Source organism: Candidatus Pantoea soli (assembly GCF_007833795.1).
Lineage (GTDB): Bacteria > Pseudomonadota > Gammaproteobacteria > Enterobacterales > Enterobacteriaceae > Pantoea > Pantoea soli.
In genome coordinates this window covers 3590706-3610954 of record NZ_CP032702.1, presented here as the reverse complement: position 1 = coordinate 3610954, position 20249 = coordinate 3590706, and the positions used below count along the sequence as shown (strand labels likewise).

Below are 20249 nucleotides of genomic sequence, written 5' to 3'. Positions count from 1 at the left end.
GCCTTTTATGAGGTTCTCCCATGAAACAAGGTATTCACCCGAAATACGAAGCAGTGACCATCACTTGCTCTTGCGGTAACGTGATCAACACCCGTTCTACCATGGCTCACGACCTGAACCTGGACGTGTGCGGCAAATGCCACCCGTTCTACACTGGTAAGCAGCGCGTGGTTGACACCGGTGGTCGTGTTGAGCGCTTCAACAAGCGTTTCGCCATTCCGGGCACCAAGAAATAAGATTATCTGCCGTCGAATCGACTCGATTCGGAAGCAAGAAAAAACCCAGCCTCGGCTGGGTTTTTTTATGTCTGGCTTCAGTATTCCCAGGTGTCGGGATCGATGCCCATCTCACGCATGATCTTTTTCGCTTCTTCCGGAATCTCATCGCTGCGTTCTTTACGCAGATCCACATCATCCGGCAGCGGTTGCCCGGTGAAAGCATGCAAAAAGGCTTCGCACAGCAGCTCGCTATTCGTCGCGTGGCGCAGGTTATTGACCTGACGGCGGGTGCGCTCATCCGTTAAAATTTTCAGCACTTTCAGCGGGATAGAAACTGTGATCTTCTTGACCTGCTCGCTCTTCTTACCGTGTTCAGCGTAAGGGCTGATATATTCGCCGTTCCATTCAGCCATGGGTTACCTTAATCAATAAACGTTAAACTGGGGAAAATCCGTTGATTATGCCCGATTTTTTGTTGCCTGACCGCTTAAACTGCCGGTTTTATGCTTTCACTCCGCCTTCTCCGGAAAGCGCGCTGAACACCAGGCGATTAAGGCACAATTTTAGCGGTTATTGCGGGTTTGCTCAATCTATACGCAAAGACATTTAGATGTCCAGATGTATTGACGTCCAGTTGCGGAATGTTATCCTGTTGCCACTTCTTAGCTCACTTCAGGAACAGTAAGCACCATGACGCGTAAACAGGCAACCATCGCGGTACGCAGCGGTCTGAATGATGACGAGCAATATGGCTGCGTTGTCCCGCCCATCCATCTGTCCAGCACCTATAACTTCCTCGACTTCAATGCGCCACGCGCCCATGACTACTCGCGTCGCGGTAATCCGACGCGCGATGTGGTGCAGCGTGCACTGGCGGAACTGGAAGGCGGTGCGGGTGCGGTGTTAACCAATACCGGCATGTCCGCCATCCATCTGGTGACAACCGTGTTCCTGAAGCCGGGCGATCTGCTGATCGCGCCGCACGACTGCTACGGCGGTAGCTACCGGTTGTTTGACAGCCTGAGCAAGCGCGGCGCTTACCGGGTGAAATTTGTCGATCAGGGCGATCGCGCCGCACTGGATGCGGCACTGGCGGAAAAACCCCGGCTGGTGCTGATAGAAAGCCCCAGCAATCCGCTGCTGCGCGTGGTGGATATTGCCAGCATCTGCCAGGCGGCGCGTGAAGCCGGTGCCGTCAGCGTGGTGGATAACACCTTCCTGAGCCCGGCGCTGCAGAACCCGCTGGCGCTGGGCGCCGATTTAGTCATTCACTCCTGCACCAAATACCTGAATGGTCACTCTGATGTCGTGGCCGGTACGGTGATTGCTAAAGATGCCGCCGTGGCAACGGACCTGGCCTGGTGGGCGAACAATATTGGTGTCACCGGCGCCGCGTTTGACAGCTATCTGCTGCTGCGCGGCCTGCGCACGCTGGCACCGCGCATGGCCGCAGCCCAGCGCAATGCGCTGGCAATTGTGGACTATCTGAAGCAACAACCGCTGGTGAAAAAACTGTATCATCCTTCTCTGCCGGAAAACGCCGGCCATGAATATGCGGTACGTCAACAGCGCGGTTTTGGCGCAATGTTAAGTTTTGAGCTCGACGCCGATGAAGCCCGTCTGCGCCGTTTCCTGAAAGCGCTGCAGCTGTTCACGCTGGCAGAGTCGCTGGGTGGCGTGGAAAGCCTGATTTCGCACACCGCCACCATGACCCATGCCGGTATGTCGGCGGAAGCACGCGCGGCAGCCGGCATTTCCGAAACGCTGCTGCGTGTTTCAGTGGGTATTGAAGATCACGAAGATTTAATCGCCGACCTGGATAATGCATTCCGGATCGCAGCCGAGGGGTAAGCATGAGCATTTCAGCAGGCGCGGGAACGCCGACGAAGCAGTTGCATAAATTTGGCGGCAGTAGCCTGGCGGACGCACGCTGTTATCAGCGCGTGGCCGGTATCATGGCGGATTACAGCCAGCCGGGCGACTTAATGGTGGTGTCTGCGGCAGGCAGCACCACGAATCAGCTGATCAGCTGGCTTAAATTAAGCCAGAGCGATCGCTTATCGGCCCATCAGGTGCAACAGGCGTTACGGCGTTATCACAGCGAGCTGATTGCCGCGCTGCTGCCTGCTGACTTTGCTGAAACCCTGACGGCGGCGTTTATCCGCGATCTTGAACGGCTGGCGGGGCTGCTCGACGGCACCATCACCGACGCGGTCTACGCTGAAGTGGTCGGGCACGGCGAGATCTGGTCTGCGCGCCTGATGGCTGCGGTGCTGAATCAGCGCGATATGGAAGCGGCGTGGCTGGATGCGCGTGATTTCCTGCGCGCTGAGCGCGCAGCGCAGCCGCAGGTGGATGAAGGGAAATCCTGGCCGCTGCTGCAGGCATTGCTGGCCCAGCATCCGCATAAACGGCTGGTAGTGACCGGCTTTATCAGCCGCAGTGAAGCGGGCGAAACCGTCCTGCTGGGGCGCAACGGCTCTGACTACTCTGCCACGCAGATTGGTGCGCTGGCCGGCGCAGGGCGCGTCACCATCTGGAGCGATGTCGCCGGCGTCTACAGCGCCGATCCACGTAAAGTGCCGGATGCCTGCCTGCTGCCGCTGCTGCGACTGGATGAAGCCAGTGAACTGGCACGGCTGGCGGCCCCGGTACTGCACACCCGCACGCTGCAGCCGGTTTCCAACAGCGATATCGATCTTCAGCTGCGCTGCAGCTATCAGCCGGAGCAGGGTTCCACGCGAATTGAGCGCGTGCTGGCTTCCGGCACCGGTGCCCGCATCGTCACCAGCCATGACGATGTTTGTCTGGTAGAGATTGAAATTCCCGGCAGCCATGATTTCGCTACGCAGCAGAAAGAGATCGACCTGTTGCTGAAGCGTGCGCAGCTGCGCCCGCTGGCGATGGGCATTCATCCGGATCGCCGGCTGCTGCAGCTCTGTTACACCTCCGAAGTGGTTAACAGCGCCTTTAATCTGCTGCAGGATGCCGCGCTGCCGGGCCATATTCAGCTGCGCGATGGTCTGGCGCTGGTTGCGCTGGTGGGTGCCGGCGTGACGCGTAATCCGCTGCACAGCCACCGTTTCTGGCAGCAGATCAAGGACCAGCCGGTTGAGTTTGTCTGGCAGTCGGAAGATCACATCAGCCTGGTGGCAGTACTGCGCGTCGGCCCGACGCAGCATCTGATTCAGGGGCTGCATCAGTCGCTGTTCCGGGCTGAAAAGCGCATCGGTCTGATGCTGTTTGGTAAAGGCAACATCGGGTCACGCTGGCTGGAGCTGTTCGCGCGTGAGCAGGAAACGCTTTCGGCGCGTACCGGATTTGAATTTGTGCTGGCAGGCGTGGCGGACAGCCGCCGCAGCCTGCTGAGCTACGACGGGCTGGATGCCAGCCGGGCGCTGGCGTTCTTTGATGATGAGGCCAGCGAGCGCGATGAAGAGTCGCTGTTCCTGTGGATGCGCGCGCATCCGTTTGACGATTTGGTCGTGCTCGACGTCACGGCCAGCGCATCGCTGGCGCAGCAGTATCTCGATTTTGCCAGCCACGGGTTTCACGTTATCAGCGCCAACAAGGTCGCCGGGGCAGCCAGCAGCCAGACCTGGCGTCAGGTACGCGATGCTTTTGCCAAAACCGGCCGGCACTGGCTGTACAACGCCACGGTCGGCGCAGGCTTGCCGGTGAACCACACGGTGCGCGATCTGCGGGAAAGCGGCGACAGCATTCTGGCTATCAGCGGCATCTTCTCCGGTACGCTGTCGTGGCTGTTCCTGCAGTTTGACGGCACCGTGCCGTTCAGCGAGCTGGTGGATCAGGCGTGGCAGCAGGGCTTAACCGAACCCGATCCGCGCGTTGATCTTTCCGGTCAGGATGTGATGCGTAAGCTGGTGATTCTGGCGCGTGAAGCGGGCTATGACATTGAGCCGGATCAGGTGCGCGTGGAGTCGCTGGTGCCGTCACGCTGCGCCAGTGAATCGATTGATCACTTCTTTGAAAACGCTGATGAACTCAATGAGCAGATGCTGCAGCGTTTTGAAGCGGCGCAGGAGATGGGCCTGGTGCTGCGCTATGTCGCGCGTTTCGATGCCAATGGCAAAGCGCGCGTTGGCGTGGAAGCGGTGCGCCCGGAACACCCGCTGGCGGCGCTGCTGCCCTGTGATAACGTGTTCGCCATTGAAAGCCGCTGGTATCGCGATAACCCGCTGGTGATCCGTGGGCCGGGCGCCGGCCGCGATGTGACGGCGGGCGCGCTGCAATCTGACATCAACCGGCTTGCCCAACTGCTGTAATCACTGCCCGACGCAGACGGTTATCGCCGTCTGCGTGCTCCCCCTTTTACGCCGCCCGCTTGCGCTGCCTCACAGCGTAACGATTTGTCGCGCCTGTCCGCTAATTTTCTGTTGACGAAAACATGAACATCGTTCATGTTGTGCATCTGGACGTCTAAACGTATGGATGTTCGCGGGCGGCAAAATAACCGATGGGTGTTAATGAGGTAGCAGAATGAGTTTCTTTCATGCCAATCAGCGTGAAGCGCTGAATCAGAGCCTGGCTGAGCTGAACGGGCGTATCAATGTCTCTTTTGAGTTTTTCCCGCCGCGCACCAGTGAAATGGAAGAGACCCTGTGGAGCTCAATTGACCGCCTCAGCAGCCTGAAACCGAAATTTGTCTCGGTCACCTATGGCGCAAACTCCGGTGAGCGTGACCGCACCCACAGCATCATTAAGGGCATCAAAGATCGCACCGGGCTTGAAGCCGCACCGCATCTGACCTGCATCGACGCCACGCGCGACGAGCTGCGCGCCATTGCCCGTGATTACTGGAACAACGGCATTCGTCATATCGTGGCGCTGCGCGGCGATCTGCCACCGGGCAGCGGCAAGCCGGAGATGTACGGTGCCGATCTGGTGGCGCTGCTGAAAGAGGTCGGCGATTTTGATGTCTCAGTGGCGGCGTATCCGGAAGTGCATCCGGAAGCCAAAAGCGCGCAGGCCGATCTGATCAACCTGAAGCGCAAAATTGATGCCGGTGCCAGCCGTGCCATTACCCAGTTTTTCTTCGATGTGGAGAGCTATCTGCGTTTTCGCGATCGCTGTGTGGCCACCGGCATCGACGTTGAAATCGTGCCCGGTATTCTGCCGGTCTCCAACTTCAGACAGCTGCAGCGCTTCGCCGGTCTGACTAACGTCAGGGTACCGGGCTGGATGAACGCCATGTTTGCCGGGCTGGATGACGATCCGGAAACGCGTAAGATGGTGGGGGCCAGCATCGCCATGGATATGGTGAAAATTCTGTCGCGGGAGGGGGTGAAAGATTTCCACTTCTATACCCTGAATCGCGCCGAGCTCAGCTACGCCATCTGCCATACGCTGGGCGTGCGGCCCGCTGCGGCGGCCTGAAGCCGGCGTCAACGCGGGAACAGGGCGTTCCCGCGCACGATGCGCGTCCCTCCGCTATTGTCACCTGATAAATTCCAGACCCGTCTCGTGTGGGCGCTGAGCGCGCCTCCTTACTATTGCTGCCCCGTCACCGGCAGGATAGTCATGTGAAACTCACTACGTTCTTTCGCAGCGATAAACTACGCAATTCACTCTGGATGATCGCCGAGAAGCTCATCACGTTGCTCGGCCTGATTTTTATTACATCATTTGTCGCCCGTTATATTGGCGTCGCGCTGTTTGGCCAGCTGGCGCTGGCGATCGCGCTGTTCCAGATTATCCAGGTGGCGGCGCAGATGGGCAGCGATAACGTGATATTTAAACGTATCACCCGTCATCCGCGCTCTGGCATGAAACTGATTCAGGCGACGCTGATGCAGCGCCTGCTGATTTACCTGCTGCTGTCTGCGCCCCTGCTGCTGTGGCAATATTTTCAGGCAGACCGGCAGGCGTTTGCCTTTTTTCTGGCGGTGTTTGTTGCCACCTTATTCAGCACGCTGGATGTGTATGTGGTGTATTACAATGCCCGCCTGCAGTCCAGATACAATGCGCTGGTGAACAGCCTTGGATTACTGCTGGGTTTTCTGCTGCGCTATGTCGTGGTCTGGCTGCAGCTGGCACCGGTCTGGCTCAGTGTGCCGATTGTTGTCACCACGCTGTTACCGCTGATCGTGCGGCACCGCGCCAGTCGCCAGGTGTATGCCTGCCCGCTTACGTTGCGCGCGATGCAGCGCTACCGGCGTTATCTGTTACGCGCAGGCTTCTCGCTGGTGTTAGCCAGCCTGTCGGTGGCGCTGTACAGCCGGGTTTCGCAGCTGACGCTGGCCTGGCTGGCTGGCAGCAGCGCCGTCGGGCTTTTTTCAGCCGCCAGCACGCTGGCCAGCAGCTGGACGGTGATTACGGCGGCGGTTATCACCTCTTCTTTTACCGCTATCTTCAGATGCAAAGATGACCTGCTGGCCGCCCGACAGGCTGCACAGTTACACCGCCTCATTCTGCTGATTTCGCTGTTTTTTGTGGTGAGTTTTGCGCTGGGCGGTTATGCCTTCCTCCGCCTGTTGTATGGCGACGACTATCTGGCAGCCTGGCCGGTACTGATGCTGTTAACGGTAGCCGCGGTGTTTTCCGCCGCGGGCCCCATTCCCAATCGCTATATCGTCCGGCTGTCGGGGTATCGCTACCTGACGATCAAAACCCTGCTGCTGGTGGCGCTCAGCCTGCCATTAAATGTGGTGCTGTGCTGGCAGTGGGGGCTCTACGGTGCGGCCATCAGCGTCATCATTGTTGAGGCGCTGGCGCTCACCGTCTTTAATTATCCGTTTGCGCAGGGCGTTATCTGGAAAATCCATTGCGCGGCATTCACGCCGAAAGTCGCGCGGCAGCCGCAATAAAAAAGCCAGCCCCGCGATCGGGCTGGCTGTTAAGTACGGCGGCAGCGATGCGTTAGCCGGTGTTACGCATGCCGGCTGCGACGCCGGCAATGGTCACCATCAGCGCCTGTTCAACGCGCGGATCGGCTTCGTCACCGCGCGCTTCCTGGGCGCGTGCACGGTGCAGCAGTTCGGCCTGCAGCACGTTGAGCGGGTCGGTATACACGTTACGCAGCGCGATGGACTCGGCGATCCAGGGCTGGTCGGCCATCAGGTGCGCGTCGTTGGCGATCGTCAGCACTGCTTTAATATCTGCGCTGAGCTGATCGCGCAGCTGTTTACCCAGCGGCCACAGCGATTTATCCACCAGACGCTGATCGTAGTATTCCGCCAGCCACAGGTCCGCTTTTGCAAACACCATCTCCAGCATGCCAAGACGCGTGGCGAAGAACGGCCATTCGCTGCACATGGTCTCCAGCTGATCCTGATGGCCTTCGTCCATGGCTTTCTGCAGCGCCGCACCGGCACCCAGCCAGGCAGGCAGCATCAGGCGGTTCTGCGTCCAGGCAAAGATCCACGGAATGGCGCGCAGCGACTCAACGCCGCCGGTCGGACGACGTTTGGCCGGACGTGAACCCAGCGGCAGTTTGCCCAGCTCCTGTTCCGGCGTAGCCGAACGGAAATAGGGGACAAAGTCCGGGTTTTCGCGCACGTAGCCGCGATACATGGCACAGGAGTAAGCGGAAAGCTCGTTCATGATCGCCTGCCATTCGCGGCGGGGCTCTGGCGGCGGCAGCAGGTTGGCTTCCAGAATCGCGCCGGTATAGAGCGACAGGCTGGCGATGGTGACTTCCGGCAGGCCATATTTAAAGCGGATCATTTCACCCTGCTCGGTCACGCGCAGGCCGCCTTTCAGGCTGCCCGGCGGCTGAGAGAGCAGCGCGGCGTGGGCCGGCGCACCGCCACGACCAATCGAACCGCCGCGGCCGTGGAACAGCGTCAGGGTTATGCCGGCTTTTTCACAGGTTTTGATCAATGCATCCTGTGCCTGGTATTGCGCCCAGCTGGCGGCCATCACCCCGGCATCTTTTGCCGAGTCAGAGTAGCCAATCATCACCATCTGCTTGCCGTTAATGACGCCGCGATACCAGTCAATGTTCAGCAGCTGGCTCATCACGTCATTGGCGTTGTTCAGGTCGTCCAGCGTTTCGAACAGCGGGGCCACCGGCATGGCATAAGGAATACCGGCTTCTTTCAGCAGTAAATGCACGGCCAGCACATCGGATGGCGTTTTTGCCATAGAGATCACGTAGGCGGCGATCGATCCCTGCGGCGCTTCTGCCGCCACTTTACAGGTTTCCAGCACTTCACGCGTGTTCTCGCCCGGCTCCCACTGACGCGGCAGCAGCGGACGCTTGGAGTTCAGTTCGCGGATCAGGAAGGCCTGCTTATCGGCTTCTGACCAGCTTTCGTAATCGCCCAGGCCGAGGTAGCGCGTCACTTCTGCAATTGCCTCAGTATGACGGGTGCTCTCCTGGCGGATATCAATGCGCACCAGCGGTACGCCAAAGCATTTCACGCGGCGCAGCGTGTCCAGCAGCTGGCCATTGGCAATGATGCCCATGCCGCACTGCTGCAGCGACTGATAAATAGCGAACAGCGGCTGCCATAGCTGATCGTTTGATACCAGCAGATCGGCCGGGCGCGGCAGGCGCTCGCCTTTCAGGCGACGCTCCAGGTAGGTCTGGGTGTTGGTCAGCTGACTGCGCAGACGTTTGAGGATCACACGATAGGGTTCAATCGCCTCCGGATCGCCGCACAGTTCGCGCACTTCGTCGCTGCATTCAGACATCGACAGCTCTGACACCAGTACACCGATGTCGCGCAGGAACAGATCGGCTGCTTTCCAGCGGCTCAGCTGCATGACGTGGCGGGTAATCGGCGCGGTCACGTTTGGATTGCCGTCGCGGTCGCCGCCCATCCACGAGGTGAAGCGCACCGGCACAAAATCAACCGGCAGCTGAATGCCGAAGGTCTCTTCAACCTGCTGGTTTAGCTCGCGCAGAAACGCCGGAACCCCTTCCCACAGGCTGTTTTCCACCACGGCAAAGCCCCATTTGGCCTCATCCACCGGCGTGGGCCGGTACTTACGAATCTCATCCGTGTGCCACGCCTGCGCCACCAGCTGACGCAGACGGCGCATAACCTGGTTGCGCTCGTAATCGGAGATATCGCTGTGGTCGAGCTGCTTCAGACAGCTGTTCACTTCACCTAATTTGTGGATCAGCGTGCGGCGGGTTATCTCGGTCGGGTGAGCCGTCAGCACCAGCTCCAGGGACAGCTCTTCAATCGCCTGTCGAATGGCGGGTTCGCTGATGTCACGCTGCTGCTTCAGGCGGTCAAACGTCTTTTTCAGCAGCTCCGGGTGATTAGCCCCTTCGCCGCTGCGGGAAATGGTCTGATACTGTTCTGCCACGTTGGTCAGATTCAGGAACTGGCTGAACGCCCGCGCGACAGGCAGCAACTCGTCATTGGAGAGGTTTTGCAGCGTGGAGAGCAGTTCCTTACGATGAGTGTCATTGCCTGCACGGGATGACTTAGAGAGTTTGCGGATGGTTTCCACCCGATCGAGGATGTTCTCTCCCAGTGCATCCTTTATCGTATCCCCGAGCAGTTTGCCGAGCATACTGACATTACTTCGCATTGCGGAATATTGTTCGTTCATGTGACCCTGACACCCTTATCGTCTTTTTCAGTTCTTACACCCAGCGGGCATAACATCGTCTTTTATCTAGCCACGGTTCGTGCAGTTCGTCAATTGACTTAAACCGTCACTAAGCGCTTGCTAAATGTCGGAAATGCAAAGAATTTAACGGAGAGGAAGCGGGATAAGTTATTCTTATTATGAAATCCCGAACAATGACGGGGCATTTTGCTGATTTAACAGTGAAATGCCCCATCTGTTGTTTATCAGTGGCAAAAATGCTGCACAACCTGAGTGATAAGCGCATGAGTCGGCTTGATAAATGCGGTATCAATAAATTCATCCGGCTGATGCGCCTGATCGATAGAACCCGGGCCTAACACCAGCGTCGGACACAACTGCTGGATAAACGGTGCTTCAGTGCAGTAGTTCACCACCCCGGTAGGCACGCCCAGTAATTTCTCCACCACTTTTACCAGTTCATGGTCAGGCGGGCACTCATAGCCGGGAATCGGCGGGTGCAGTTCGCTGACGGTCAGGCGGCCGGGCCAGCGTGCACTGACCGGAGCCAGCGCTTCATTCAGCAGGCCATCCAGATCGCTGAGGGTTAATCCCGGCAGCGGACGGATATCCATATGCAGCTCACAGCAGGCGCAGATGCGATTGGCGGCATCGCCCCCGTGAATATGACCAAAGTTCATGGTCGGATAGGGGATGGCGAAGCCGTCATGGTTGTAGCGCGCCTTCAGCGTATTGCGCAGCTGCATCAGCTGGGTGATGGACTCGTGCATCAGTTCAATGGCGTTGACGCCGCGAGCCGGATCGCTGGAGTGGCCTGACTGCCCCTGAACGCGAATGGCATGGGACAGGTGGCCTTTGTGCGCGCGCACCGGTTTCAGCGATGTCGGCTCGCCGATGATGGCGCAATCCGGGCGCAGCTGCGTTGATTCGGCAAAATATTTCGCCCCGGCCATGGTGGTCTCTTCATCCGCGGTGGCGAGGATATAGAGCGGTTTGCTCAGCGTCGTCACGTCAATGTCACGGAGTGCATCAAGAATAAAGGCAAAGAACCCTTTCATATCGGCGGTGCCCAGCCCGTAGAGCTTGTTGTCATGCTCGGTCAGGGTAAAAGGATCGCGCGTCCAGCGTCCGTCATCATAGGGCACCGTATCGGTATGGCCCGCCAGCAGCAAGCCACCGGCTCCGTTGCCCGTGCGCGCCAGCATATTGAATTTATGCCGCGTTCCCGGTACGGGCTGTACTTCCACACTGAAGCCAAGATCGCGGAACCAGCCGGCAAGCAAACTGATTAAAGTTTCATTGCTCTGATCCAGCGCGCTGTCGGTAGCGCTGATTGACGGCGTGGCAATCAGCTGGCGGTAGAGTTCGAGAAAAGGTGGAATTTTTGTCTTCACTGTTGACGGTCCTTGGGTTAGGATGTATCAATATTCATGCATTAATAGTGAATAAAAATACATTAACGTCGTCTGCATGGGAACTGAAAAAGTGTGCAAACGGCATCGTGGGCAACGGGGCAAGGCCGCGACCCGATACGTGTGACTGTAATAAGGTATACAGCCTGATGTTGAATACGCTGATCGTTGGTGCCAGTGGATATGCTGGCGTAGAGCTTGCCACCTACCTGAATCGCCATCCGCATATGAACATAACCGCTTTAGCGGTTTCAGCGCAAAGCCCGGACGCCGGAAAATTGCTCTCCGACCTGCATCCACAGCTGAAAGGCATGATCGATTTGCCGCTGCAGCCGCTGACTGATGTCGCGGCATGGGCGGACAAGGTTGATGTGGTATTCCTGGCGACAGCGCATGAGGTCAGTCACGATCTGGCACCGCAGTTCCTGCAGGCCGGCTGCGTGGTGTTCGATCTCTCCGGTGCGTTCCGCGTCAACGATGACGATTTCTATACCCGCTATTACGGTTTCAGCCATCAGCATCAGGCGTGGCGGGATGAGGCGGTCTACGGCCTGGCCGAATGGAATCACGACAAACTTAAAGACGCGCGTCTGGTGGCGGTGCCCGGTTGCTATCCCACTGCCGCGCAGCTGGCGCTGCGGCCGCTGCTGGAAGCCGGTCTGCTTGACGCTGCGCAGTGGCCGGTCATCAACGCCACCAGCGGCGTGAGCGGTGCCGGTCGCAAAGCCAGCGTTACCACCAGTTTCTGCGAAGTCAGCCTGCAGCCGTACGGCATTTTCAACCATCGCCACCATCCGGAAATTGTGGCGCACCTCGGTACGCCGGTGATTTTTACGCCGCATCTGGGGAATTTCCCGCGTGGCATTCTGGAAACCATTACCTGCCGTCTGAAAGCCGGCGTCAGTCAGCAGGATGTGGCTGCGGCCTTCCATCATGCGTATGACGATAAGCCACTGGTGCGCCTGTATGACAAAGGCGTCCCGGCGCTGAAAGCGGTGGTCGGGCTGCCTTTCTGCGATATCGGTTTTGCCGTGCAGGATGAACACCTGATTATCGTTGCTGCCGAAGATAACCTGCTGAAAGGCGCATCCTCGCAGGCGGTGCAATGTCTGAATATTCGTTTCGGCTTCCCCGAAACGCTGTCTCTGATTTAACGGACGGATAACCTGACTATGAGCAATCCTCTGATCATTAAGCTGGGCGGTGTACTGCTGGATAGCGAAGAAGCGCTGGCCCGCCTGTTCGATGCGCTGCTGGCGTACCGCAATGCTTATCAGCGTCCGCTGATCATTGTTCACGGCGGCGGCTGCCTGGTGGACGAGCTGATGAAAAAGCTCGCCCTGCCGGTGCAAAAGAAAAACGGCCTGCGCGTTACGCCAGCCGATCAGATCGACATCATCACCGGTGCCCTCGCCGGCACCGCCAATAAAACCCTGCTGGCCTGGGCGAAAAAATATGGCATCGGCGCAGTAGGCCTGTGCCTGGGCGACGCCGGTCTGGTGAATGTTGCCCGGTTAGATGAAGAACTGGGCCACGTTGGCCACGCCACGCCGGGCAACCCGCAGCTGCTGACGACGCTGCTGGATGCAGGCTACATGCCGGTGGTCAGCTCCATCGGCATTACCGACAGCGGCGAGCTGATGAACGTCAACGCCGATCAGGCGGCGACCGCGCTGGCCGCTACGCTCGGGGCCGATCTGGTGCTGCTGTCTGATGTCAGCGGCATTCTGGATGGCAAAGGTCAGCGCATCGCGGAGATGACCGCGGCGAAAGCGGAACAGCTGATCGCCCAGGGCATTATCACCGACGGCATGATTGTGAAAGTCAACGCCGCGCTGGATGCCGCACGCACGCTGGGCCGCCCGGTCGATATCGCCAGCTGGCGTCATGCTGAGCAGCTGCCAACCCTTTTCAACGGTGTGCCGATTGGCACCCGGATTCTCGCATAATCAAGGATTACGACATGAGCACGCAAAACATCAAAAAAATCGTTCTGGCTTACTCGGGTGGTCTGGATACTTCAGCCATTATTCCATGGCTGAAAGAGAACTACGGTGGCTGTGAAGTGGTGGCCTTTGTTGCCAACATCGGTCAGGACCCGGCTGATCTGGAAGGTGTAGAGAAGAAAGCGCTGCAGTCGGGTGCCTCTGAGTGCCACGTTGTCGATCTGCGTGAAGCCTTTATCAGCGATTACGTTTACCCGGTGCTGCAGACCGGTGCCCTGTATGAAGGCACTTATCTGCTGGGCACCTCCATGGCGCGTCCCATCATTGCCAAAGCGCAGGTTGAGCTGGCGCTGAAGGTTGGTGCAGATGCGCTGTGCCATGGCGCGACCGGTAAGGGCAACGACCAGGTACGTTTTGAAACCACCTATACCGCGCTGGCGCCACAGCTGAAAGTGGTCGCGCCGTGGCGTGAGTGGAACCTGCGTTCGCGTGAAGCCCTGCTGGACTACCTGAAAGAGCGCAACATCCCGACCACCGCGTCGCTGGAAAAAATCTACAGCCGTGACGAAAACGCCTGGCACATCTCCACCGAAGGTGGCGTGCTGGAAAGTCCGTGGAACGCGCCAAACAAAGATTGCTGGGTGTGGACCGTGGATCCGCTGGAAGCACCGGATCAGCCAGAAAATGTGACGGTAACCGTTGAAAAAGGCCGCGTCGTGGCGGTGAACGGTGAACACCTGAGCCCGTTCCAGTGCCTGGAAAAACTGAACGTGCTGGGCGCAAAACATGGTGTAGGCCGGATCGATATCGTTGAAAACCGGCTGGTTGGGATTAAATCCCGCGGCTGCTATGAAACCCCGGGCGGCACCATCATGGTCAACGCGCTGCGTGCGGTCGAGCAGCTGGTACTGGATCGCGACAGCTTCAAGTGGCGTGAACAGCTCGGCCAGGAAATGTCGTACGTGGTTTACGATGGTCGCTGGTTTGCGCCGCTGCGCCAGTCCATTCAGGCGGCAGCAGAATCGCTGGCGGAGCTGGTGAACGGTGAAGTGGTGCTGCAGCTGTATAAAGGCCAGGCCACGGCGATCCAGAAGAAATCCGCCAACAGCCTCTATTCAGAAGAGTTCGCGACCTTTGGCGAAGACGAGGTGTATGACCATCGTCATGCAGGTGGCTTTATCCGCCTGTTCTCGCTCTCTTCACGCATTCGCGCGCTTAACGAGCAGAAGAAGTAACCGCAGCAGTCAGAATATTTTGCAAGGGCGGCTTCGGGCCGCCCTTTGTTTAACCGATTCAGGAGTAAAGCAGATGGCACTTTGGGGCGGACGTTTTTCGCAGGCAGCGGATCAGCGGTTTAAGCAGTTTAATGACTCGCTGCGTTTTGACTATCGTCTGGCGGAGCAGGACATCATCGGTTCTGTGGCCTGGTCAAAAGCGCTGGTCACCGTAAACGTACTGAGCAGTGATGAACAGCAGCAGCTGGAGGCCGCGCTCACTGCGCTGCTGGCGGACGTGCGCGCCAATCCGCAGCAGATCCTTGAGAGCGATGCGGAAGATATACACAGCTGGGTGGAAGGTAAGCTGATTGAGAAGGTGGGCGCGCTGGGGAAAAAGCTGCATACCGGGCGCAGCCGTAACGACCAGGTCGCGACTGACCTGAAGCTGTGGTGTAAAGAGCAGGTTGCGCTGCTGCTGGAAGCCACCCGTGCGCTGCAGTCCGCGCTGGTGACCACCGCCGAAGCGAATCAGGATGCCGTGATGCCGGGTTATACGCACCTGCAGCGTGCCCAGCCGGTAACGTTTGCGCACTGGTGCCTGGCTTACACAGAGATGCTGGCGCGGGATGAGAGCCGTCTGCAGGATACGCTGAAGCGCCTGGATGTCAGCCCGCTGGGTTGCGGTGCGCTGGCCGGCACGGCTTATAACATTGATCGTCAGCAGCTGGCCGGCTGGTTAGGCTTTGCGTCTGCCACACGTAACAGCCTGGATACCGTATCCGATCGTGACCACGTGCTTGAACTGCTGTCAGATGCCGCTATCGGTATGGTGCACCTGTCGCGCTTTGCCGAAGACATGATTTTCTTCAACACCGGCGAAGCGGGCTTCATTGAGTTATCGGATAAAGTAACCTCCGGTTCCTCCCTGATGCCGCAGAAGAAAAACCCGGATGCGCTGGAGCTGATTCGTGGCAAATGTGGCCGCGTGCAGGGCGCACTGACCGGCATGATGATGACGCTGAAAGGCCTGCCGCTGGCGTATAACAAAGACATGCAGGAAGACAAAGAAGGGCTGTTTGATGCGCTGGATACCTGGCTCGACTGCCTGCACATGTCAGTTCTGGTGCTGGAAGGGATTCAGGTAAAACGCCCGCGTTGCCAGGAAGCGGCCGAGCAGGGCTATGCCAACTCCACCGAACTGGCCGATTATCTGGTGGCAAAAGGGGTTCCGTTCCGTGAGGCACACCATATCGTTGGTGAAACCGTGGTGGAGGCCATCAAACAGGGCGTGGCGCTGGAGGCGCTGAGTCTTACGCAGCTTAAGCAGTTCAGCCCGGTGATTGAAGAGGATGTGTATCCGGTTCTGTCACTGCAATCCTGCCTGGACAAGCGTAATGCGCGCGGTGGCGTCGCGCCGCAGCAGGTAGCGTTAGCCATTGAGGAAGCGAAGCAGCGTCTGAAATAGTTTGTGTGGGTAGGAAAATTCCTGCCCGCTAAAACAGACATTTCTTGCATAGCCGGACGCGAAGAGTTCTTACAGTGTGCTCGCCTTTTCACAATGGAGAACACCATGGACGCTTCGCAGTTAAATTTGCATGATTTGCTGGCGACGATGCCAATGAATCTGTTTCAGGATGCTGAAATCAATCCGGCCACGCAGCAGTATGAAATGGTCATCACGGATGCCGATCTGCAGCAGGCGCTGACGCCAGCAGGCCTTACCGGTGAATCGCTGGTGCTGACCGGGCAGGATCTGTATCTGCTGCTAAATGACGTTGAAATCTGAACCGCCGCATAAAAAAAACGGGCTATGTTCGCATAGCCCGCCAACCTCTACTTCAGAATGTCATATTGTTATAGGCACATCATCAAGGGCTGGCACTCCAGGCCAGCGCAGTGATTCGGTCAGGCAGATTGCAGGTACTGCTCCAGATCGTCGCTGCCGCCGATATGGCGACCGCCAATAAATACCTGAGGCACCGTAGCCCGGCCGGAGACGGCACGCAGGCTGACAGTCGTGGCATCCTGCCCCAGAACGATTTCTTCAAAGGCAATGCTGCGATCAATCAGCAGCTGTTTGGCTTTGGTGCAGAACGGACAGCCGGGTTTGGTAAACAGCGACACCGATTCCTGCAGCTTAAATTCCGGGGCCAGATAGCGCAGCATCGTGTCCGCATCAGAGACTTCAAACGGATCGCCAGGCTTATCCGGCTCCACAAACATCTTTTCGATAATGCCGTTGCGCACCAGCATTGAGTAACGCCATGAACGCGGGCCAAAGCCCACTTCCGCTTTCTCTACCAGCATGTTCATGCCGCGCGTAAAATCGCCGTTGCCATCGGGAATAAAGGTGATCTGCTCCGCGCGCTGGTCGGCCTTCCACGCGTTCATGACAAAGGTATCGTTCACGGAGACGCACAGAATGCTGTCAACGCCATGCTGCCGGAAAGTGCTGAACAGTTCGTTGTAGCGCGGCAGGTGGCTGGATGAACAGGTCGGCGTGAACGCGCCGGGCAGCGAGAATACAATCACCGTTTTGTCGCTGAACAGGTCGTCAGTAGTAACATCAACCCAGCGGTCGCCCTGACGGGTATGAAAGGTCACCTGCGGTACGGCATTGCCTTCCTGGCTTGCAAACATCGTGCTTCTCCATTATTCCGTGGTCTTAATCAGATGGCCGGTATTATTCCCGCTGGCGGCTTGATAGGGCTAATCGTTCGTTGCTATTCTATCTATCGCCACGGGCTATCGTGGTTTGGAGGATTTCAATGAACATTCGTGATCTGGAGTATCTGGTTTCGCTGGCGGAACATCGCCACTTTCGTCGTGCTGCTGATGCCTGCCATGTCAGCCAGCCAACCTTAAGTGGACAGATTCGCAAGCTGGAAGATGAGCTGGGTGTGATGCTGCTGGAGCGTACCAGCCGCAAAGTGTTATTTACTCAGGCTGGCTTGCTGCTGGTGGATCAGGCGCGAACCGTACTGCGCGAAGTAAAAGTGCTGAAGGAGATGGCAAGCCAGCAGGGCGAAACCATGTCCGGACCACTGCATATTGGTCTGATTCCGACTACCGGTCCCTATCTGCTGCCGCATATCATTCCGATGCTGCATCAGACGTTTCCAAAGCTCGAAATGTACCTGCATGAAGCCCAGACGCAGCAGCTGCTGGCGCAGCTGGACAGCGGCAAGCTGGACTGCGCAATCCTGGCGCTGGTCAAAGAGAGTGAAGCCTTTATCGAAGTACCGCTGTTTGACGAACCGATGAAGCTGGCGATCTATCAGGATCACCCGTGGCACGACCGCGATCGCGTGCCGATGTCCGATCTGGCCGGGGAAAAGTTACTGATGCTGGAAGATGGCCACTGTCTGCGCGATCAGGCAATGGGCTTTTGCTTTGAAGCCGGCGCGGATGAAGATACGCATTTCCGCGCCACCAGTCTGGAAACGCTGCGCAATATGGTGGCGGCAGGCAGCGGGATCACGTTGCTGCCTTCGCTGGCGGTGCCGAATGAACGCGTGCGCGATGGCGTGTGCTATCTGCCCTGTTATAAACCGGTGCCGCAGCGCACCATTGCGCTGGTGTATCGTCCGGGATCGCCTCTGCGCAGCCGCTATGAGCAGCTGGCAGAAGCAATCAAAACCCACATGCAGGGTTATCTGGACGCCTCATTAAAACAGGCGGTTTAAGCCGTTTAATGCCGCCACGCGGTAGGCTTCGGCCATGGTGGGGTAGTTGAAGGTGGTATTCACGAAGTACTCAATCGTGTTACCGCCGTTCTTCTGCTCCATAATGGCCTGGCCGATGTGAATGATCTCCGCGGCGCGTTCACCAAAGCAGTGAATACCGAGAATCTCTTTGGTCTCACGGTGGAACAGAATCTTCAGGCTGCCAACGTGCATGCCGACAATCTGCGCGCGTGCCAGGTGTTTAAACTGCGCACGGCCCACTTCATAGGGCACTTTCATCGCTGTCAGCTGCTGCTCTGTTTTCCCTACTGAGCTGATCTCCGGAATGGTGTAAATCCCGGTCGGGATATCCTCGATCAGATGCGCGGTGGCCTCACCTTTGATGATGGCCTGTGCAGCAATCCGGCCCTGATCGTAAGCGGCTGACGCCAGGCTCGGATAACCAATCACATCACCGACGGCGTAAATGTGCGGCTGGGCAGTCTGGTACATGCTGTTAACTTTCAGCAGGCCGCGGCCATCCGCTTCCAGGCCAACATTTTCCAGCGCCAGGGAGTCCGTATTCCCGGTACGACCGTTCGCGTACAGCAGGCAGTCGGCTTTCACCTTCTTACCGGATTTCAGGTGCATGATGACACCGTCGCTGACGCCTTCAATCTTCTCAAACTCTTCGTTGTGACGAATGACAACGCCGCTGTTCCAGAAGTGATAAGAGAGCGAATCGGACATCTCCTGATCGAGAAACGCCAGCAGGCGATCGCGGGTGTTAATCAAATCCACCTTCACATTCAGGCCGCGGAAAATCGACGCATATTCGCAGCCGATAACACCGGCACCGTAGATAATGACGTGACCCGGCTCATGATGCAGGTTGAGGATGGAATCGGAATCATAAATGCGCGGGTGAGTGAAATCGACGTCGGCCGGATGGTACGGACGCGAGCCGCAGGCAATGACAAATTTTCCTGCCGTTAAGCGTTCGCGGGTGCCGTCAGGCTGTTCAACCTCAATGGTATTGGCATCCACAAAATGCGCGTCGCCCTGATACAGCTCACAGCGGTTACGCTCATAAAATCCCTGACGCATCGCCGTTTGCTGACTGATGACGTTCTCAGTGTGGTTAAGAATGTCGGCAAACGAGGAGCGCAGAAGTCGGGTGTGGTCGCTGTAGAGAGGGTTTTGGTTGAATTCAATGATACGGCTGACAGCGTGACGCAGGGCTTTGGAAGGGATGGTTCCCCAGTGAGTACAACCGCCGCCGATGTTGTGGTAGCGTTCGATCACTGCGATGCGCGCTCCCTGCTTCACCAGCCCCATTGCCGCACCTTCGCCGCCCGGACCGGAGCCAATCACAATGGCATCGTAATCGTAAGACTTTTGCATACCAGTACGTCCTATGTTTCTATACATTTTTACAACGAGATTCTAACATCCCGCCGCGCACTTCTGAATTCTAACAGCGTAAATTGCACAAGTTTGACAATCAGTGAGGTTAACAGGCGGTCACAAAGTTTGCGCCACTGTACGCTGAAAAGTTTGTTATAGTGCCTGCCTGATCACTCACAAGGCTGGGAAAATGGGCGTTCGAGCGCAACAAAAGGAACGTACACGACGTTCGCTGATTGAGGCTGCCTTCAGTCAGTTAAGTGCAGAAAGGAGTTTTGCCAGCCTGAGTCTGCGTGAAGTCGCACGTGAAGCCGGTATTGCACCCACTTCCTTTTATCGGCACTTCCGCGATGTGGATGAGCTGGGTTTAACCATGGTGGACGAGAGCGGGCTGATGCTGCGCCAGCTGATGCGCCAGGCGCGTCAGCGTATTGCCAAAGGCGGCAGCATCATTAAAACCTCGGTCTCGACGTTTATGGAGTTTATCGGGAATAACCCGAACGCCTTCCGGCTGTTACTGCGTGAACGCTCCGGCACATCAGCCGCGTTTCGTGCGGCCGTGGCGCGTGAAATTCAGCACTTTATTGCCGAACTGGCCGACTATCTGGAACTGGAAAACCGCATGCCGCGCAGCTTCACCGAAGCGCAGGCAGAAGCAATGGTCACAATTGTGTTCAGTGCCGGTGCGGAAGCGCTGGATGTGGACAGTGAGCAGCGGCGCAAACTGGAAGAACGTCTGGTGCTGCAGCTGCGGATGATCGCCAAAGGCGCTTATTACTGGTATCGCCGGGAACAAGAACGCCTGGCGGTGACCCTGGAAACCCCCGAAGAGTAATGTAATAAGGATAATGAA

At 57.6% G+C, this 20249-nt stretch carries 17 protein-coding genes; 12 read left to right on the top strand and 5 right to left on the bottom strand.

Annotation, left to right across the window (positions count from 1 at the left end; all coding sequences use genetic code 11):
- Positions 1–20: 20 nt before the first annotated feature.
- Positions 21–236: a 50S ribosomal protein L31 gene (rpmE, locus tag D8B20_RS16735; protein ID WP_145890072.1), complete on the top strand. Its 216-nt coding sequence runs from the start codon at positions 21–23 to the stop codon at positions 234–236.
- Positions 237–313: 77 nt separating this feature from the next.
- Here rpmE and metJ read toward each other — a convergent pair whose 3' ends face one another.
- Positions 314–631 carry a met regulon transcriptional regulator MetJ gene (metJ, locus tag D8B20_RS16730; protein ID WP_145890070.1) on the bottom strand — a complete coding sequence of 106 codons (318 nt, stop codon included), beginning with the start codon at positions 629–631 and terminating at the stop codon, positions 314–316.
- Positions 632–908: 277 nt separating this feature from the next.
- On the opposite strand from metJ, the gene metB reads away from it, so the two are divergent.
- The 4 genes from metB (at position 909) to D8B20_RS16710 (ending at position 7045) form a co-directional block, all read left to right on the top strand.
- A complete protein-coding gene (gene metB / locus D8B20_RS16725) occupies positions 909–2069 on the top strand; it encodes a cystathionine gamma-synthase (RefSeq protein WP_145890068.1) in 1161 nt (386 codons plus the stop codon).
- Positions 2070–2071: 2 nt separating this feature from the next.
- The gene (locus D8B20_RS16720; RefSeq protein ID WP_145890066.1) at positions 2072–4504 is read left to right on the top strand and encodes a bifunctional aspartate kinase/homoserine dehydrogenase II; all 2433 of its coding nucleotides are present in this window, start codon (positions 2072–2074) and stop codon (positions 4502–4504) included.
- Between the two features lie 214 nt (positions 4505–4718).
- Positions 4719–5615 (top strand): methylenetetrahydrofolate reductase, encoded by an 897-nt coding sequence (metF, locus tag D8B20_RS16715; protein ID WP_145890064.1) that lies wholly within the window; start codon positions 4719–4721, stop codon positions 5613–5615.
- Positions 5616–5761: 146 nt separating this feature from the next.
- A complete protein-coding gene (locus tag D8B20_RS16710) occupies positions 5762–7045 on the top strand; it encodes an oligosaccharide flippase family protein (RefSeq protein ID WP_145890062.1) in 1284 nt (427 codons plus the stop codon).
- 52 nt (positions 7046–7097) lie between these two features.
- Here D8B20_RS16710 and ppc read toward each other — a convergent pair whose 3' ends face one another.
- Positions 7098–9749, bottom strand: coding sequence for a phosphoenolpyruvate carboxylase (gene ppc, locus D8B20_RS16705; RefSeq protein ID WP_145890060.1), 2652 nt, complete (start codon positions 9747–9749; stop codon positions 7098–7100).
- Between the two features lie 245 nt (positions 9750–9994).
- Complete coding sequence (gene argE, locus D8B20_RS16700) at positions 9995–11143, bottom strand: acetylornithine deacetylase (RefSeq protein WP_145890058.1); 1149 nt, start codon at positions 11141–11143, stop codon at positions 9995–9997.
- Positions 11144–11310: 167 nt separating this feature from the next.
- On the opposite strand from argE, the gene argC reads away from it, so the two are divergent.
- From argC to D8B20_RS16675, 5 genes are all read left to right on the top strand, one after another.
- The gene (argC, locus tag D8B20_RS16695; protein ID WP_145890056.1) at positions 11311–12315 is read left to right on the top strand and encodes an N-acetyl-gamma-glutamyl-phosphate reductase; all 1005 of its coding nucleotides are present in this window, start codon (positions 11311–11313) and stop codon (positions 12313–12315) included.
- Positions 12316–12333: 18 nt separating this feature from the next.
- Positions 12334–13110, top strand: coding sequence for an acetylglutamate kinase (gene argB / locus D8B20_RS16690; protein WP_145890054.1), 777 nt, complete (start codon positions 12334–12336; stop codon positions 13108–13110).
- Between the two features lie 14 nt (positions 13111–13124).
- Complete coding sequence (locus D8B20_RS16685; RefSeq protein ID WP_145890052.1) at positions 13125–14342, top strand: argininosuccinate synthase; 1218 nt, start codon at positions 13125–13127, stop codon at positions 14340–14342.
- Positions 14343–14415: 73 nt separating this feature from the next.
- Positions 14416–15789: an argininosuccinate lyase gene (gene argH, locus D8B20_RS16680; protein ID WP_145890050.1), complete on the top strand. Its 1374-nt coding sequence runs from the start codon at positions 14416–14418 to the stop codon at positions 15787–15789.
- Between the two features lie 105 nt (positions 15790–15894).
- Complete coding sequence (locus D8B20_RS16675; protein WP_145890049.1) at positions 15895–16110, top strand: hypothetical protein; 216 nt, start codon at positions 15895–15897, stop codon at positions 16108–16110.
- A 119-nt stretch (positions 16111–16229) separates the two neighbouring features.
- Here the strand turns inward: D8B20_RS16675 and D8B20_RS16670 are convergent, their stop codons facing one another.
- On the bottom strand, positions 16230–16964 hold the full coding sequence (locus D8B20_RS16670) for a glutathione peroxidase (protein ID WP_145890047.1): 735 nt from the start codon (positions 16962–16964) through the stop codon (positions 16230–16232).
- Positions 16965–17092: 128 nt separating this feature from the next.
- Between D8B20_RS16670 and oxyR the strand changes: the two genes are divergently transcribed.
- On the top strand, positions 17093–18010 hold the full coding sequence (gene oxyR / locus D8B20_RS16665; protein ID WP_145890045.1) for a DNA-binding transcriptional regulator OxyR: 918 nt from the start codon (positions 17093–17095) through the stop codon (positions 18008–18010).
- On the opposite strand, the gene sthA is transcribed toward oxyR, so the two are convergent.
- Positions 17993–19393, bottom strand: coding sequence for a Si-specific NAD(P)(+) transhydrogenase (sthA, locus tag D8B20_RS16660; RefSeq protein WP_145890043.1), 1401 nt, complete (start codon positions 19391–19393; stop codon positions 17993–17995). The genes oxyR and sthA overlap by 18 nt on opposite strands.
- Before the next feature lie 193 nt (positions 19394–19586).
- Here sthA and fabR point away from each other — a divergent pair, with 193 nt between their 5' ends.
- Positions 19587–20231 (top strand): HTH-type transcriptional repressor FabR, encoded by a 645-nt coding sequence (gene fabR, locus D8B20_RS16655; RefSeq protein WP_145890041.1) that lies wholly within the window; start codon positions 19587–19589, stop codon positions 20229–20231.
- The last annotated feature ends 18 nt before the right edge of the window (positions 20232–20249 follow it).